The organism is Pseudomonas mandelii, assembly GCF_024138395.1.
GTDB classification, from domain to species: domain Bacteria; phylum Pseudomonadota; class Gammaproteobacteria; order Pseudomonadales; family Pseudomonadaceae; genus Aquipseudomonas; species Aquipseudomonas mandelii_E.
In genome coordinates, this window is record NZ_JAMYDU010000017.1 from 73,601 (window position 1) to 88,477 (window position 14,877).

13 protein-coding genes are annotated in these 14,877 nt (G+C 59.0%); 2 read left to right on the forward strand and 11 right to left on the reverse strand.

What is annotated here, in order from left to right; all coding sequences use genetic code 11:
• Positions 1-25: 25 nt before the first annotated feature.
• The 11 genes from NHU87_RS21295 to bioB form a co-directional block, all read right to left on the reverse strand.
• Positions 26-184: a YqaE/Pmp3 family membrane protein gene (locus NHU87_RS21295; protein WP_007904205.1), complete on the reverse strand. Its 159-nt coding sequence runs from the start codon at positions 182-184 to the stop codon at positions 26-28.
• Between the two features lie 361 nt (positions 185-545).
• On the reverse strand, positions 546-2,324 hold the full coding sequence (locus tag NHU87_RS21300) for an acyl-CoA dehydrogenase C-terminal domain-containing protein (RefSeq protein WP_253552269.1): 1,779 nt from the start codon (positions 2,322-2,324) through the stop codon (positions 546-548).
• Between the two features lie 268 nt (positions 2,325-2,592).
• The gene (locus NHU87_RS21305; protein ID WP_253552271.1) at positions 2,593-4,389 is read right to left on the reverse strand and encodes an acyl-CoA dehydrogenase C-terminal domain-containing protein; all 1,797 of its coding nucleotides are present in this window, start codon (positions 4,387-4,389) and stop codon (positions 2,593-2,595) included.
• A 90-nt stretch (positions 4,390-4,479) separates the two neighbouring features.
• Positions 4,480-5,769, reverse strand: coding sequence for a GGDEF domain-containing protein (locus tag NHU87_RS21310; RefSeq protein WP_253552273.1), 1,290 nt, complete (start codon positions 5,767-5,769; stop codon positions 4,480-4,482).
• Between the two features lie 204 nt (positions 5,770-5,973).
• Positions 5,974-7,779, reverse strand: a complete 1,806-nt coding sequence (locus NHU87_RS21315) for a phenylacyl-CoA dehydrogenase (protein WP_253552275.1) — start codon at positions 7,777-7,779, stop codon at positions 5,974-5,976.
• A 276-nt stretch (positions 7,780-8,055) separates the two neighbouring features.
• The gene (locus NHU87_RS21320; RefSeq protein ID WP_253552277.1) at positions 8,056-8,352 is read right to left on the reverse strand and encodes a pyrroloquinoline quinone biosynthesis protein PqqE; all 297 of its coding nucleotides are present in this window, start codon (positions 8,350-8,352) and stop codon (positions 8,056-8,058) included.
• Between the two features lie 120 nt (positions 8,353-8,472).
• Complete coding sequence (gene bioD, locus NHU87_RS21325; RefSeq protein ID WP_063342337.1) at positions 8,473-9,153, reverse strand: dethiobiotin synthase; 681 nt, start codon at positions 9,151-9,153, stop codon at positions 8,473-8,475.
• Positions 9,150-9,962 (reverse strand): malonyl-ACP O-methyltransferase BioC, encoded by an 813-nt coding sequence (bioC, locus tag NHU87_RS21330; protein WP_253552279.1) that lies wholly within the window; start codon positions 9,960-9,962, stop codon positions 9,150-9,152. Before bioC ends, bioD begins: the two co-directional genes overlap by 4 nt.
• Positions 9,955-10,686 carry an alpha/beta fold hydrolase gene (locus tag NHU87_RS21335; RefSeq protein ID WP_253552281.1) on the reverse strand — a complete coding sequence of 244 codons (732 nt, stop codon included), beginning with the start codon at positions 10,684-10,686 and terminating at the stop codon, positions 9,955-9,957. The genes bioC and NHU87_RS21335 overlap by 8 nt, the downstream gene beginning before the upstream one ends.
• Positions 10,679-11,857: an 8-amino-7-oxononanoate synthase gene (gene bioF, locus NHU87_RS21340; RefSeq protein WP_253552283.1), complete on the reverse strand. Its 1,179-nt coding sequence runs from the start codon at positions 11,855-11,857 to the stop codon at positions 10,679-10,681. Before bioF ends, NHU87_RS21335 begins: the two co-directional genes overlap by 8 nt.
• A 173-nt stretch (positions 11,858-12,030) precedes the next feature.
• On the reverse strand, positions 12,031-13,086 hold the full coding sequence (gene bioB / locus NHU87_RS21345) for a biotin synthase BioB (protein WP_038981183.1): 1,056 nt from the start codon (positions 13,084-13,086) through the stop codon (positions 12,031-12,033).
• 90 nt (positions 13,087-13,176) lie between these two features.
• Between bioB and NHU87_RS21350 the strand changes: the two genes are divergently transcribed.
• Both NHU87_RS21350 and NHU87_RS21355 read left to right on the forward strand, forming a co-directional pair.
• The gene (locus NHU87_RS21350) at positions 13,177-13,917 is read left to right on the forward strand and encodes a ComF family protein (protein ID WP_253552285.1); all 741 of its coding nucleotides are present in this window, start codon (positions 13,177-13,179) and stop codon (positions 13,915-13,917) included.
• Between the two features lie 63 nt (positions 13,918-13,980).
• The gene (locus NHU87_RS21355) at positions 13,981-14,745 is read left to right on the forward strand and encodes a TOBE domain-containing protein (protein ID WP_253552287.1); all 765 of its coding nucleotides are present in this window, start codon (positions 13,981-13,983) and stop codon (positions 14,743-14,745) included.
• Positions 14,746-14,877 lie beyond the last annotated feature (132 nt).

Here is a 14,877-nt window from a genome sequence, read left to right on the forward strand (position 1 = left end):
AGCTATTTACCTAACGCAGGGAATGTCAGCGCTTGGCGATGATATACACCGCATGCACGATCCCCGGAATGTACCCGCACAACGTCAGCAAAATGTTCAGCCAGAACGCCCCAGCGAAACCGACTTGCAGAAACACACCCAGTGGCGGCAATAGAATGGCGATGATGATTCGAATAAAGTCCATCGGGTAGCTCCTGATTGAAGTTGGCTCGTGTGAGCCATATAGCTAATCGACCTGTACCGTTCATCAGGGTTCAGTGCGAATTCAGCTCATACCCTAAACGCAAAACCTGCTACCTGACAGCCTCAATAAGCTGAGTACTTTTCTGCAGGCAAAAGAAAACCCCGCCGAAGCGGGGCTTTGCAGACTGTTTCCCTGACATCCATTTCACTCCGCCATCCTGGCAGAATCCTACGTGTCCGTGTTGTTGCTTTGCGCTTCCTGCGCGACGTCCATGTGAAGTAGATTAGCTCTGGATCCAATCTTCGCCTATGGGAAAATAGCAGCACGTCATGTAAGAGAATGCTTACATGACGTTAAAGGGTCAGAATTGTCCTGCGTCCAGCAGAAACAGCGATTCGCTGCCCGCCTTTACCGACGCGCTCAACGAGTGAATACGCGGCAGCAAACGTGCGAAATAGAACCGCGCCGTTCCGACTTTGCTCGCGTAGAAATCGTCCTGCGCTTCTTTACCGAAGGCTGCCTTGGCCATCAGGGCCCACATGTAGGCGTAGGCCATGTAACCGAATGCTTGCAGGTACTCGACCGACGCCGCGCCAATCTCGTTCGGGTTGTTTTTCGCCCGGTCCAGCAACCACGCGGTCAGTTCGTCGAGAGTATCCACCGCATCATTCAGTGGCTGGGTGAACTCCGCCAGGTTTGCATTGGCTGTCGCGGTGAAGTGACGAATCTCGTCGGCGAACAGTTTGTAGAACGCTCCGCCGCTACCAACGATCTTGCGTCCTACAAGGTCCAGCGCCTGAATGCCGTTGGTGCCTTCGTAGATTTGCGTAATGCGAACATCGCGCACCAGTTGCTCCTGACCCCACTCACGGATATAGCCGTGACCACCAAAAACCTGTTGGCCGTGAACCGTGGTTTCCAGACCCAGATCGGTCAGGAATGCCTTGGCCACCGGCGTCAGCAGTGCAACCAGATCTTCTGCGCGCTTGCGGGTGGTGGCGTCTTCGCTGAATTTGGCGGTGTCCAGCTGCATCGCCACGTAAGTGGAGAAGGCACGGCCGCCTTCGTTCGAGGCTTTCATGGTCAGCAGCATGCGACGCACGTCCGGGTGGACGATGATCGGGTCAGCCACCTTGTCCTTGTTCTGCGCGCCGGTCGGCGAGCGGCTTTGCAGGCGGTCGCGAGCGTATTCGATAGCGTTCTGGTACGAGCGCTCGCCAGTGGCCAGGCCCTGGATGCCGACGCCCAGACGCTCGTAGTTCATCATGGTGAACATCGCCGCCAAGCCCTTGTTCGGCTCGCCGACCAGGTAACCCACGGCTTCGTCGAAGTTCATCACGCAGGTCGCGGACGCCTGGATGCCCATCTTGTGTTCGATCGAACCACAATTCGCCGGGTTGCGCGTGCCTAGGCTGCCATCGGCATTGACCATGAACTTCGGCACCAGGAACAGCGAAATGCCTTTCGGCCCCGCTGGCGCGTCCGGCAGTTTGGCCAGGACCAGATGGATGATGTTCTCGGTCAGGTCGTGTTCACCGCCGGTGATGAAGATTTTGGTGCCGCTGATTTTGTAGGAACCGTCGGCCTGAGGCTCGGCCTTGGTGCGGATAATCCCCAAATCAGTACCGGCATGCGGCTCGGTCAGGCACATGGAACCGGCCCAGACACCGGCGTACATGTTCGGCAGGTACGCAGCTTTCAGCTCTTCGCTGGCGTGGGCGTTGATCGACAAGCAAGCGCCGGCGGTCAGCATCGGGTACAGACCGAACGACAGGCTCGCGGAGTTGACCATTTCTTCGACCTGCGCCGAAACCGCTTTGGGCATGCCCATGCCGCCGTAGGTCGGATCGCCACCGACACCGACCCAACCGCCTTCAGCGTAAGTCTGATAAGCCTGTGGGAAACCTGCCGGGGTGGTGACGGCACCGTCAGCCCAGTGGCAACCTTCTTCATCGGCTGCACGGCTCAGCGGCGCAATGCTTTTGCTGGTGACCTTGCCGGCTTCTTCGAGAATGGCTTCAACCGTTTGCGCATCGACGGTCTCGGCCAGCGCAGGCAGTTCGGCCCAGAGTTTGGCGACCTCGAAAACTTCATTGAGGACGAAGCGCATATCGCGCAGGGGCGCTTTGTAGTCAGCCATGGCAAACCTCGCAAGATCTAAACAGGTGGTTCGTAGAATAGTGATTTCGTTGTGTCCGAGTGTACCTCAACAACTTTTACGACACATAGGGTCAGGCCATGACTGATTTGTTATTTTTAGTCACCGAGGATCAGACAGATGTCTTAGGTCCGCCAGAACGCATTCGCGGGCAAGCCTCGCTCCTACAGGTCGTGTCGCACGCATTTCACGTGAACGACATAGAACCGTAGGAGCGAGGCTTGCCCGCGAAGCTTTTCAAGCCTAACCGTCAGAGCGCAAACAACTCCGCCGGCAGCTTCATCAGGCAATCGCTGCCCGCCTCGACGGCCGCCCGATGAGCGGCGGTACGTGGCAGCAAACGCTTGAAGTAAAACTCGCTGGTCGCCAGCTTGCCCCGGCAGTATTCGGCATCGCCGCCGCCCGCCTCCAACTGCGCCTGAGCCACCAACGCCATGCGTAGCCACAGGTAGCCGAGGATGATGTAGCCGCTGTACATCAGGTAATCCACCGAGGCGGCGCCGACTTCATCCGGATTTTTCATCGCCGCCATGCCGATCTTGGTGGTCAACTCGCCCCATTGCTGATTCAGACCATTGAGCTGCGCCACATAGCTGCCGAGTTGCGGATGTTCAGCGTTTGCCGCACAGAACTTGTGAACGATTTTGGTGAAGCCGCGCAGCAGTTTTCCCTGACTGCCAAGGACTTTGCGCCCAAGCAAGTCGAGCGCCTGAATGCCGTTGGTGCCTTCGTAGATCGGCGCAATCCGGCAGTCGCGAACCAACTGCTCCATGCCCCACTCGCGAATGAAACCGTGACCGCCAAACACCTGCATGCCGAGGTTGGTCACCTCCAGCCCGGTGTCGGTCATGAAGGCTTTGCAGATCGGCGTCAGGAATGCCAACAGGTCTTCGGCATCTTGACGCGTCGTTTCATCCGGGCTCAGATGAGCGGCATCCAGCAACTGCGCGGTGAAATAAGTCAGCGCCCGGTTGCCTTCGTTGAAGGCCTTCATGGTCAACAACATCCTGCGTACATCGGGATGAACGATGATCGGGTCGGCAACTTTTTCCGGCGCTTTCGCGCCGGTCAGAGAGCGCATTTGCAGACGATCATTGGCGTATTTGATTGCGCCCTGGAAGCTCGCCTCACCCAGACACAAACCTTGCATGCCGGTGCCGAGCCGCGCGTGGTTCATCATGGTGAACATGCAGTTCAGGCCCTTGTTCGGCTCACCGATCAAGAACCCCTTCGCATCGTCGAAATTCAGCACACAGGTGGCCGAGGCCTTGATGCCCATTTTGTGTTCGATCGAACCGCAGGAAACGCCATTGCGCTCGCCCGCCTCGCCCTCTGCATTGGGTAGGAATTTGGGAACGATAAACAGCGAAATGCCCTTGGTACCGGCAGGAGCGTCCGGCAGTTTGGCCAATACCAGATGAATGATGTTGTCACTCATGTCGTGTTCGCCGGCGGAGATGAATATCTTGCTGCCGGAGATCGCGTAACTGCCATCGGCCTGAGGCACGGCGCGGGTCTTGATGATGCCCAGATCGGTGCCGCAATGGGCTTCGGTCAGGCACATGGTGCCGGTCCATTGGCCAGCAGTTAGCTTGCTCAGGTAGGTCTGTTTCTGTTCTTCGGTGCCATGGGCATGGATGGCCGACATCGCACCGTGAGTCAAGCCGGGGTACATGCCCCAGGAGGTATTGCTGGAACCGACCATTTCGCTGATGACCAGCCCCAAAGAACTGGGCAAACCCTGGCCGCCATAAGCCGGATCCGCCGCCAGGCCATGCCAGCCGCCTTCAACATATTGAGCGAAAGCCTGCTTGAAACCTGTAGGCGTTGTAACCACGCCGTTGTCGAAATGGCAGCCTTCTTCATCGCCGCTGCGGTTCAGCGGTGCAAGAACGTTCTCACAGAATTTCGCGCCTTCTTCAAGGATCGCATTGATCATGTCGGGGCTGGCATCGGTGGCGCCCAGCGCGGCGTAGTTGCTGTGAAAATCGAATACGTGGTCGATCAGAAAGCGCATATCGCGCAGGGGAGCTTTGTACTCGGGCATGGTCATTTCTCCGGCAGCAGATTGCTCAAACCTACTGCCGCCCACCACGCCTCACAATCACAGTCCAGACGCTGAATGCGCCATCATCACTCAACCCGCAGCGGCGTCCATGCGCACCGCTCCGCGACGGTTCTGACCGAAAGCCATCACACAGTTTCGCCCCGCGCCTTTAGCGCTGTAGAGCGCCTGGTCAGCGGATTTGAGCACTTCTTCCGGCGTGCGCTGCTCCAGCCGTTCGGCGACGCCGATGCTGACGGTGACCGATACACTCGAGGCGCCTGAGCCCGCGCGGCGCTGGCGTCCCTGCTGATCATCCTGGGGACGGTTGTCCTGATTGCGCAACTGGATGTTGTAGGTGGCGATGGATTCGCGGATGACTTCCAGGTGCGGCATACATTCTTCGAGGGTTTTGCCTGCGAACACCAGAGCAAACTCTTCACCGCCGTAGCGATATGCCCTACCGCCCCCGCTGATTTTCGACAGCTTGCTGGCGACCAATCGCAGCACCTGGTCGCCGACATCGTGGCCATGGGTGTCGTTGAATTTCTTGAAGTGATCGACGTCGCCCATGGCCAGTACGTAATTGCGCCCCAGCCGCTGCATGCGTTCGTTCAGGGCGCGACGACCCGGCAGGCCGGTTAGCTCATCGCGGAAGGCCATCTGATAGGCCTCATGGGCAACCGCCGCGGCGATCATCAACATCACTTGGCTGCACATGATGTTCAGGGTAAAGGGCAGGATGAAGGTTTTCGGCAACATCCAGAACAATCCCAGCAGGCCCACCAATTGCGCAGCATGCAAGGGTCTTGGGTTGCGCCAGTATTGCCAGGCCAGTAACAGGAATGAGGCGATGAATACCGGGTAGGACAACTGGATCAGGCTCATCCAGGCGCCATGCAACGCTGGCCAGCGGATCTCCGAGAGCCACATCAGCAATGCCTGTGGGTAACTTTGTTCCAGCCCCAGCGCCACGCTGCCGAACGCCAGCAACACGGCGAAACGCGCCACCATGTCCTGAAACAGGTGAGTACGCTCCTGCCAAGCGGCGAACAAGCCAAAGAGTAACGGCAGCAACAGACAGCACAGATGGAAGACCACGGCGGCGTCTTCACGGACTTTGCCGTTGTCGCGGTAGAAGTCGGTCTGGGTGTCGAGCAGGAAGTAGGCGATGTACACCGTGACCATCAGAAACAGTTCACGCTGACGTCGGTAAACCGCGCAATACGCCCCGCCGAGCAACAGCACCAGAGTAGGCAGCACGTTGAACAGCGAAGTGAAGAAAACGTTGAGATCCTTGACGTAGGCAGCCGCAAGCCCTGCAAGCAACAACAGCAGCGATGGCAAAAAATGACTGAAACGTGCAGCGGAAGAACGCAGCAAGGGATAAAGCTCCGACCGGCAAACATAGATGGCATTAGCCCACGATGTGACGTGTGTCACATCGCCACCCTCTTTAACGGCAGCAACGGCGTTCTTCTTAGCGTTTTAGTCAGGAATATTTACAGGCGCAATCCGTTTGCGTCAGATACAAAAAAGCCGCTGCTCCCAAGGAAGCAGCGGCTTTATGAAGGGACTACGCAGGGCTTAGTAACCCAGGGCGAAGTCTTCTTCTTTCATGTCCATCAGGTTGTTGGCGCCCGACAGCATGGTTACAACGTGAGTGCGGGTACGCGGCAGGATACGCTGGAAGTAGAAGCGCGCAGTCTGCAGCTTGGCGGTGTAGAACGCTTCTTCGGTGGTGCCGACAGCCAGTTTCTCGGCAGCCAGACGCGCCATGTCAGCCCAGAAGTAGGCGAGGCAGGCGTAACCGGAGTACATCAGGTAGTCCACCGACGCAGCGCCGACTTCTTCACGGTCTTTCATGGCGGCCATACCGACCTTCATGGTCAGCTCGCCCCACTCTTTGTTCAACGCAGCCAATGGCTCGACGAACTCTTTGACCGCGTCGTTGCCTTCGTTGGTCTGGCAGAACTTGTGGACGATCTTGGTGAAGCCTTTGAGCGCTTCGCCTTGAGTCATCAGCACTTTACGGCCCAGCAGGTCGAGTGCCTGGATACCGGTGGTGCCTTCATACAACATCGAAATGCGGCTGTCGCGAACGTTCTGCTCCATGCCCCATTCGGCGATGAAACCGTGGCCGCCGTAGATTTGTACACCGTGGTTAGCGGATTCGAAACCGACTTCAGTCATGAAGGCTTTGGCGATCGGCGTCATGAAGGCCAGCAGTGCGTCGGCTTTCTTCTTCTCTTCTTCATCGACGCCGTACTTGACGATGTCGACTTGCTTGGCGGTGAAGTAAACCATCGCACGGTTGCCTTCGGCGAACGCCTTCATGGTCAACAGCATGCGACGTACGTCAGGGTGAACGATGATCGGGTCAGCGGCTTTGTCCGGCGCTTTCGGGCCAGTCAGGGAGCGCATTTGCAGACGATCGCGAGCGTATTTCAAGCCGCCCTGAAAGCCGATCTCGGCATGCGCCAGACCTTGCAGCGCGGTACCCAGACGTGCGGTGTTCATAAAGGTGAACATGCAGTTCAGGCCTTTGTTCGCCGGGCCGATCAGGTAACCGGTGGCCGCGTCGAAGTTCATCACGCAGGTGGCGTTACCGTGGATGCCCATCTTGTGTTCCAGGGAACCGCAGGTCACAGCGTTGCGTTCGCCGATCGAGCCGTCAGCATTCGGCAGGAATTTCGGAACGATGAACAGGGAAATGCCTTTGGTGCCGGCCGGTGCATCCGGCAGACGTGCCAGAACGATGTGGACGATGTTGTCGGCCATGTCGTGTTCACCGGCTGAAATGAAGATCTTGGTGCCGGAAACTTTGTAGGAACCGTCGGCCTGAGGCTCGGCCTTGGTGCGCAGCATGCCCAGGTCGGTGCCGCAGTGCGGTTCGGTCAGGCACATGGTGCCGGTCCATTCGCCGGAAACCAATTTGGTCAGGTAAGCGTCTTGCTGCTCAGGCGTGCCGTGTTCGGAAATGGTGTTCATCGCGCCATGGGACAGGCCTGGGTACATGCCCCACGACCAGTTGGCTTCGCCAACCATTTCGCTGACAGCCAGACCCAGAGACTCGGGCAAGCCTTGGCCGCCGTGCTCTATGTCGTGAGCCAGGCTTGGCCAGCCACCTTCAACGAATTGCTTGTAGGCTTCTTTGAAGCCGGTCGGGGTTTTAACGCCGGATTCGCTCCAGGTGCAGCCTTCGGTGTCACCCACGCGGTTCAGCGGAGCCAGCACCTGCTCACAAAACTTGGCGCCTTCTTCGAGAATGGCGTCAACCATGTCCGGAGTTGCGTCTGCACAAGCCGGAAGGCTCTGATAGTGCGCTTCGTAGCCGAGCAGTTCGTCACGAACGAAGCGAATATCACGCAAGGGGGCCTTGTAGTCAGGCATAGCGATAAACCTCTGCTGATGTAACCGGGAATGAACGACCGCGTTGATTTGTTGTGGCGGTCAAACAGTTGTTTGAAACATACGTTTACGCCGAAATCTTGTCAAGCGCCGATCTTTTGCCGTTCGTCATCGCATCATGAAAACCTCGGCCACGCAGTTGCGCAACGCCGTTGACTGAGCAACACGCCATGTAGGAGAGATTAGTTGAGGCAGAAGGACTTACGCAGAAAAACGCCGCGAACTGTCGCGGCGTTGGAGTAGCGGATTCAGCGGGGATCAGGCAAACGTATCGATCAGCGTGCCGAGCATTTCATCGGATGCCTTGGCAACTTTGACGCCCAGTTCCACCTGAAACTTGCCTTGGGACATCTCAACCATGTTGCTGGCCAGATCCGATTGCTGGCTGCGGTCTACCGAACGCAGACGATCGACCTGAACCTCGGACGATTGACTGGTGACCGAACGCTCGATGGTGTTGTTGGCGATCTGGCCCGAAGCCTGATCGACACGGTTCTGCCCTGTCTGAACAGTGCTCAGACCGGCATAAAAAGCGGTGTTTCCTGAGATTTCCATGGGAGAACTCGTCCTACAAAGGATCAACAGCGGCCATTGAACCAGACACGCCGACAAAAGGCCCGACAAAAACACTAATGGCACAGTGCCTTGTCATAGGTAAAACCCAAGCCAGCAATCTCAGTCCAGCAGGTCCAGCTGCAGATGCGCGGCCACCGCGTCAGCTGTCACTGACTTGAGTTTCGGCACCCGCCCCAGACACGGCGCGGGGATGCGCTCTGCCAGCGTCGCAAGGTTCTCTTCCAGGCGCGAAGTCTTTGGATCGATGATGTTGGCCACCCACCCTGCCAATTGCAAACCATCCCGTGCGATCGCCTCGGCTGTCAGCAACGCATGATTGATGCATCCCAGCCGCACGCCGACCACCAGGATCACTGGCAGACCCAGCGCCATGGCTAGGTCCGACAGATTGTCCTGATCCGCCAATGGCACTCGCCAGCCGCCAGCGCCTTCGATCAAGGTAAAATCCGCCTGCATATCGAGAATCTGCCGCATCGGTGTCAACAGGGATTGCACGGTCAACGCCACGCCAGCCTCCCGGGCCGCCAGATGCGGTGCAATCGCCGGTTCGAACGCGACCGGATTGACCTGATCGTAGGTCAACGGTATTGAGCACTCGGCAAACAGTGCCAGCGCATCGGCGTTGCGCAAACCCTTGGGCGTCAGCTCGCAACCGGAGGCCACCGGTTTGCCCGCTGCCGTGCTCAAGCCCGCCAACCGCGCGGCATGCAGCAAACCTGCAGCGACGGTAGTCTTGCCGACATCAGTGTCAGTACCGGTGATGAAATAGGCTGCACTCATAAGGGTTTCTCCAACACGGCGTAAACCACTTGATAAGTCGCCGGCAGTCCCTGTGCCTGACGAAATTGCTCGTAAGCCTCGATCAAGCCGAGGATCCGCGCCCTGCCGGTCAAACCGCCCGGCCGACCGGGGTTCAGGTTGTGCGCCCCAAGTGCCTTCAGCTCGTGGGTCAGGCTGCGGACATCGGGGTAATGCAACACATGCGGACGCGTTTCGAGGCTGACGACCTTCAAACCGCTTTCCGCGCAAAGTTGTTGGTAAACACCGAACTCGCGGAAGCGGTTGACGTGCACCATGCCATCCACCTGACGCCAGCTGTCGCGCAATTCGTACAGCGTGCCTACACACAGACTAGCAAAGGCGAAAATCCCGCCCGGTTTCAGTACGCGATGCGCTTCATTGAGCACCGATGCGAAATCCGCGCACCATTGCACCGCCAGGCTGGAGAAGACCAGATCGCAGGTCGAATCCTGCAACGGCAAGCGCTCGGCATCACCGGCAATGAAATGGATGGCGCCGCCCAAGGGCCGGGCGTGATTGAGCATGCCTTCTGCAATATCAAGGGCCAGTCCGTTACTTGTAGGAAAACGATCACCGAGCGCACGGCTGAAATACCCGGTGCCGCAGCCCATATCCAGCCAACGAGCAGGGACAAAATCCTCCGGCAAACGACGCAACAACTCGCTGCCCACGTCACGCTGCAATTCGGCCACGCTGTCGTAGCTCGCCGCCGCGCGGGAAAAGGATGCCGCCACTTGGCGTTTGTCGGGCAAGCCGCCGGGCAAGTTGGGAAGGGATAAATCAGTCATCACCGAACTCATGCAAAAAGACCTGAATCGCCCCCGCCACACCGTGGGGGTCTTCCAGAAGAAACGCGTGACTGGCCTGTTCGATCAGACCGATTTCGACATCCGCCAACAGTGCCAGCAAATCCCCCGCCGCTTCGGCCGGGACCAGCCCGTCGAGGCCGCCAAACAAATGCAACTGCGGGCCACGAAACGCTTGCAACGCTTGCCGGGTATCCAGCTGGGCAAGCAACTCCAGGCCGCTCATCAACACCGGCGAAGACGTATGCGGTGCGCCAGCGAGCAACAGTCGCGATATCCCGCGCGGGTCTTCGGCACCTTGGGCGCAGAGCAGCGAAAAACGTTTTAATGTCGTGCGCGGATCGGTCTTGCAGCCGGCCAGAAACGCATCGAAGGTCTCACCGGGCATCGCGCTCGACCATTGCTCATGGGCGACAAAAGAAGGGTTACTCGCCAGCGTCACCAGGCCGCAGCAACGATCACCACGACGCGCTGCCAACTCAGACGCAAGCATGCCACCCAAAGACCAGCCACCGAGCCAGGCATCCTGTGGCAACGTCGAATCCAACTCATCGAGCCATTCTTCAAGATCGCTCGATTCCAGTTCCGGCAACGGCTCGATCTCGACACGCAGGTGCTCATCCAAACCCTGCAAGGCTGCCGCCAAAGGTTCCAGCGGTGAAACCCCGAGGCCCCAACCCGGCAGCAGAATCAGACGATCACGCATGGCTTGGCTCCGGTCCCAGTTGTTGAAAACAATCGGCCAGTCCATTTAACAATAGCTGTACCTGCGCCTCGCTGTGAGCGGCGGTCAGGGTTACGCGCAAACGAGCGCTGCCCGCAGGCACAGTCGGTGGACGAATCGCGGTCACCATCAGCCCGCGTTCGCGCAGCATCTGCGACAGTCGCACTGCGCGGCCGGCATCGCCGATCATGATCGGCTGGATCGGCGTGAAGCTGTCCATCAACTCCAGGCCAATCTGTTCGGCGCCTTGGCGGAACTGGCGAATCAGCGTCTGCAGATGCTCACGTCGCCAATGTTCGCTGCGCAACAGCTCCAGGCTTTTCAGGGTCGCGCAGGCCAGCGCCGGCGGTTGGCTGGTGGTGTAGATGTAAGGGCGAGCGAACTGAATCAGGCTTTCGATCAACTCTTCACTGCCCGCCACGAAAGCACCGGCCGTACCGAAAGCCTTGCCGAGGGTGCCCACCAGCACCGGCACATCTTCCTGACTCAGACCGAAATGCTCGACGATCCCGCCGCCATTGGCGCCCAGCGGACCAAAACCGTGAGCGTCATCGACCATCAGCCAGGCGCCTTTGGCCTTGGCTTCCCGCGCCAGCGCCGGCAGGTCGGCGATGTCGCCGTCCATGCTGAATACGCCATCGGTGACCACCAGCGTATTGCCGGTGGCCTTCTCAAGGCGCTTGGCCAGACTGGCCGCGTCGTTATGCAGATAGCGATTGAAACGCGCACCGGACAACAGCCCTGCATCCAGCAACGACGCATGATTGAGTCGGTCTTCCAGCACCGTATCGCCTTGACCGACCAATGCGGTGACCGCGCCGAGGTTGGCCATGTAACCGGTGGTGAACAACAACGCTCGCGGGCGCCCGGTGAATTCGCCGAGGGCTTCTTCCAGTGCGTGATGCGGGCCGCTGTGACCGATCACCAAATGCGAAGCGCCACCGCCCACGCCCCAACGCGAAGCGCCGGCGCGCCAGGCTTCGATCACTTGCGGGTGATTGGCCAGGCCCAGGTAATCGTTGTTACAGAACGCCAGCAACGGCTGGCCATCGACCACCACTTCCGGGCCTTGGGGGCTTTCGAGCAGCGGGCGCTGGCGATAAAGATTTTCGGCACGACGGGCAGCAAGGCGCGCGCTGAGATCGAAAGACATGCAGGCCTCAAGTGTCAGATCACATATATCAGGATGGACACAGATCCTGTGGGAGCTGGCTTGCCTGCGATGACGGCGTCACATTCAACAAAGATGTCGAATGTTCCATCGCTATCGCGGGCAAGCCCGCTCCCACAGTGTTTTGCATTGCATCAAAAGAGTCGATTCCAGCTTCAGACAGCAGCGTTATAGAACTGCTCGCTGCTCTTCTGCTCCACCAGTGCCTGTTCGATCGCGGCCTGATGCACTTCGTCGGCGTGCTCTTCGCGGGCTTCCGGCAGGATCCCTAAGCGCGAGAACAGTTGCATGTCCTTGTCCGCCTGCGGGTTGGCGGTAGTCAGCAGTTTTTCGCCGTAGAAAATCGAGTTGGCGCCGGCAAAAAATGCCAGGGCCTGCATCTGCTCGTTCATCGCTTCGCGGCCAGCGGACAGGCGCACGTGGGATTTCGGCATCAGGATGCGGGCGACCGCAAGCATGCGGATGAAGTCGAACGGGTCGATGTCGTCGGCATTTTCCAGCGGCGTACCGGCGACTTTCACCAGCATGTTGATCGGCACCGACTCTGGATGCTCCGGCAGGTTGGCCAGCTGGATCAGCAAGTTGGCGCGGTCGTCAAGGGACTCGCCCATGCCAAGAATCCCACCGGAGCAGATCTTCATCCCCGAATCACGCACATAGGCCAGGGTTTGCAGGCGCTCGCTGTACGTACGGGTGGTGATGATGCTGCCGTAGAACTCAGGCGAGGTGTCGAGGTTGTGGTTGTAGTAATCGAGGCCGGCTTCAGCCAGGGCGACGGTCTGGTCCTGATCGAGACGACCGAGCGTCATGCAGGTTTCCAGGCCCATGGCTTTCACGCCTTTGACCATCTCCAGCACGTACGGCATGTCTTTGGCCGATGGGTGTTTCCACGCCGCGCCCATGCAGAAACGGGTCGAACCGATGGCCTTGGCGCGAGCGGCCTCTTCGAGGACCTTCTGCACTTCCATCAGTTTTTCTTTTTCCAGGCCAGTGTTGTAGTGGCCGGACTGCGGACAATATTTGCAATCTTCCGGGCAAGCGCCGGTTTTGATCGAGAGCAGCGTCGAGACCTGGACGCGGTTGGCGTCGAAATGCGCGCGGTGCACCGTCTGCGCCTGGAACAACAGGTCGTTGAATGGCTGAACGAAGAGTGCTTTGACTTCGGCCAAAGACCAGTCATGACGCAGGGTTGCAGTGGTGCTGGCGCTCATGGGCGTTTCCTTGTTTATGCTTGGCAAGCGGCTGGGGAATGGAATACCCACAGACGCGACACGGATGTTCGGCATATTTAAGGAAGACTCATGCACTGTCAACCACGATACGAAGGACCGGTTTACATCTGGTTAAAAAACAAACAACTCTGTTTGCTCTGCGCAGAAGTCACGGACGACACCACGCCAATCTGCATGGCCTGCGAAACCGAGTTGCCCTGGCTGGGCGAGCACTGCCAAACCTGTGCCCTGCCCTTGCCCGCCACGGGCCTGACGTGCGGCCAATGCTTGAAACAACCGCCGGCCTTCGAGCGAGTTGCGGCGCCCTGGACTTACAGCTTTCCGGTCGATAGTTTGATCACCCGTTTCAAACACAACGCGAAGTGGCCATTTGGCCGCCTGCTCGCCGAACTTCTCGCTCAGTTCCTGCAACATCGCTTCGATGAGGATCTGGATCGGCCCGATGCGCTGATCCCGGTGCCGCTGGCCTCCAAACGGCTGCGTCAGCGCGGTTTCAACCAGGCGGCAATGCTCGCCCGCTGGCTCAGTGTCAGCCTCGACATACCTTGTGATGAAACCCTGTTGCTGAGGATTCAGGACACCAGCGCGCAACAAGAGCTGAATGCCGACGCCCGTAAAAAGAACCTGCGCCACGCTTTTGCCCTGGCGCCCACGGCCTCGATCAAGGGTCGCCACTTCGCATTGGTCGACGACGTGCTGACCACCGGCGCCACCGCCCAGGCCCTGGCTCGCTTGTTGATGGAGGCGGGTGCCGCGCAAGTCGATGTCTACTGCCTGGCCCGTACACCCAAACCTGGCGATGGGGCCTGACTTGACTCTCGTGCGCCAAGCCGCCAACGTCCTCCCCATCGCCACAGCCCAAAGCGTCTCGCCATGTCCTTGCCTACGTTGTTGTCCCAGCACATTGTCCGTCGTCCGCAGCGCATCGCGTTGCTGCAACACATCGCCGAACAAGGCTCGATCACCCGCGCCGCGAAAAGCGCGGGCCTGAGTTACAAAGCGGCGTGGGATGCCATCGATGAGCTGAACAACCTCGCGCAAAAACCGCTGGTGGAGCGCAGCGTCGGCGGTAAGGGCGGTGGCGGCGCCAAACTGTCCAGCGAAGGTGAGCGTGTGTTGCGCCTGTATCAAAAGCTGCAAGCCTTGCAGACTCAGGTGCTGGAAGCCGCCGAAGAGGCCAGTGATCTGGACCTGCTCGGTCGGCTGATGCTCAGAACCAGCGCGCGCAACCAACTGCACGGCAAGGTCGTGGCGATCGACGCACAAGGGCGCAACGACCGCATCCGTCTTGAATTGGCCGAAGGTTTGCGTATCGATGCGCAGATCACTCACGACAGCACTCTGCGCCTGGAACTGCAAACCGGCACCGAAGTGGTGGCCCTGATCAAGGCCGGTTGGCTGGAATTGCTGGGCATCGATCAAACCGGGGCGTCCGGCAACAATTGCCTGAAGGGCACGATCGAAGAAATCCTCGACGCCGACGACGGCCCCAGCGAAGTGCGCATCGGCCTGCCCAACGGCCAGACACTTTGCGCCCTGTCCGAGCCGCTGCACCTGAAAACTCTCGAGCTTGCCGCTGGCAAACCCGTTCTTGTGCAATTCGCCCCGTCCAACATCCTGCTGGGCACACCGCTCTAGATCAGGACATTACATAGCCCTGTAGCAGCTGCCGAAGGCTGCGTTCGATCGCGAAGCGGTCGTAAACCGGATGGCGACTGCTGCGCAGCCGAACGCAGCCTTCGGCAGCTGCTACAAAAACAATGCATCGAC

What these genes read in the sequence shown, in the direction of transcription:
- NHU87_RS21355 (WP_253552287.1), top strand. Translation starts at nt 13,981, where the DNA reads ATGTCCTTGCCTACGTTGTTGTCCCAGCACATTGTCCGTCGTCCGCAG.
- NHU87_RS21300 (WP_253552269.1), bottom strand. Translation starts at nt 2,324, where the DNA reads ATGGCTGACTACAAAGCGCCCCTGCGCGATATGCGCTTCGTCCTCAAT.
- bioB (WP_038981183.1), bottom strand. Translation starts at nt 13,086, where the DNA reads ATGAGCGCCAGCACCACTGCAACCCTGCGTCATGACTGGTCTTTGGCC.
- bioD (WP_063342337.1), bottom strand. Translation starts at nt 9,153, where the DNA reads ATGAGTGCAGCCTATTTCATCACCGGTACTGACACTGATGTCGGCAAG.
- NHU87_RS21350 (WP_253552285.1), top strand. Translation starts at nt 13,177, where the DNA reads ATGCACTGTCAACCACGATACGAAGGACCGGTTTACATCTGGTTAAAA.
- bioF (WP_253552283.1), bottom strand. Translation starts at nt 11,857, where the DNA reads ATGTCTTTCGATCTCAGCGCGCGCCTTGCTGCCCGTCGTGCCGAAAAT.
- NHU87_RS21295 (WP_007904205.1), bottom strand. Translation starts at nt 184, where the DNA reads ATGGACTTTATTCGAATCATCATCGCCATTCTATTGCCGCCACTGGGT.
- bioC (WP_253552279.1), bottom strand. Translation starts at nt 9,962, where the DNA reads ATGACTGATTTATCCCTTCCCAACTTGCCCGGCGGCTTGCCCGACAAA.
- NHU87_RS21320 (WP_253552277.1), bottom strand. Translation starts at nt 8,352, where the DNA reads ATGGAAATCTCAGGAAACACCGCTTTTTATGCCGGTCTGAGCACTGTT.
- NHU87_RS21305 (WP_253552271.1), bottom strand. Translation starts at nt 4,389, where the DNA reads ATGCCCGAGTACAAAGCTCCCCTGCGCGATATGCGCTTTCTGATCGAC.
- NHU87_RS21315 (WP_253552275.1), bottom strand. Translation starts at nt 7,779, where the DNA reads ATGCCTGACTACAAGGCCCCCTTGCGTGATATTCGCTTCGTTCGTGAC.
- NHU87_RS21335 (WP_253552281.1), bottom strand. Translation starts at nt 10,686, where the DNA reads ATGCGTGATCGTCTGATTCTGCTGCCGGGTTGGGGCCTCGGGGTTTCA.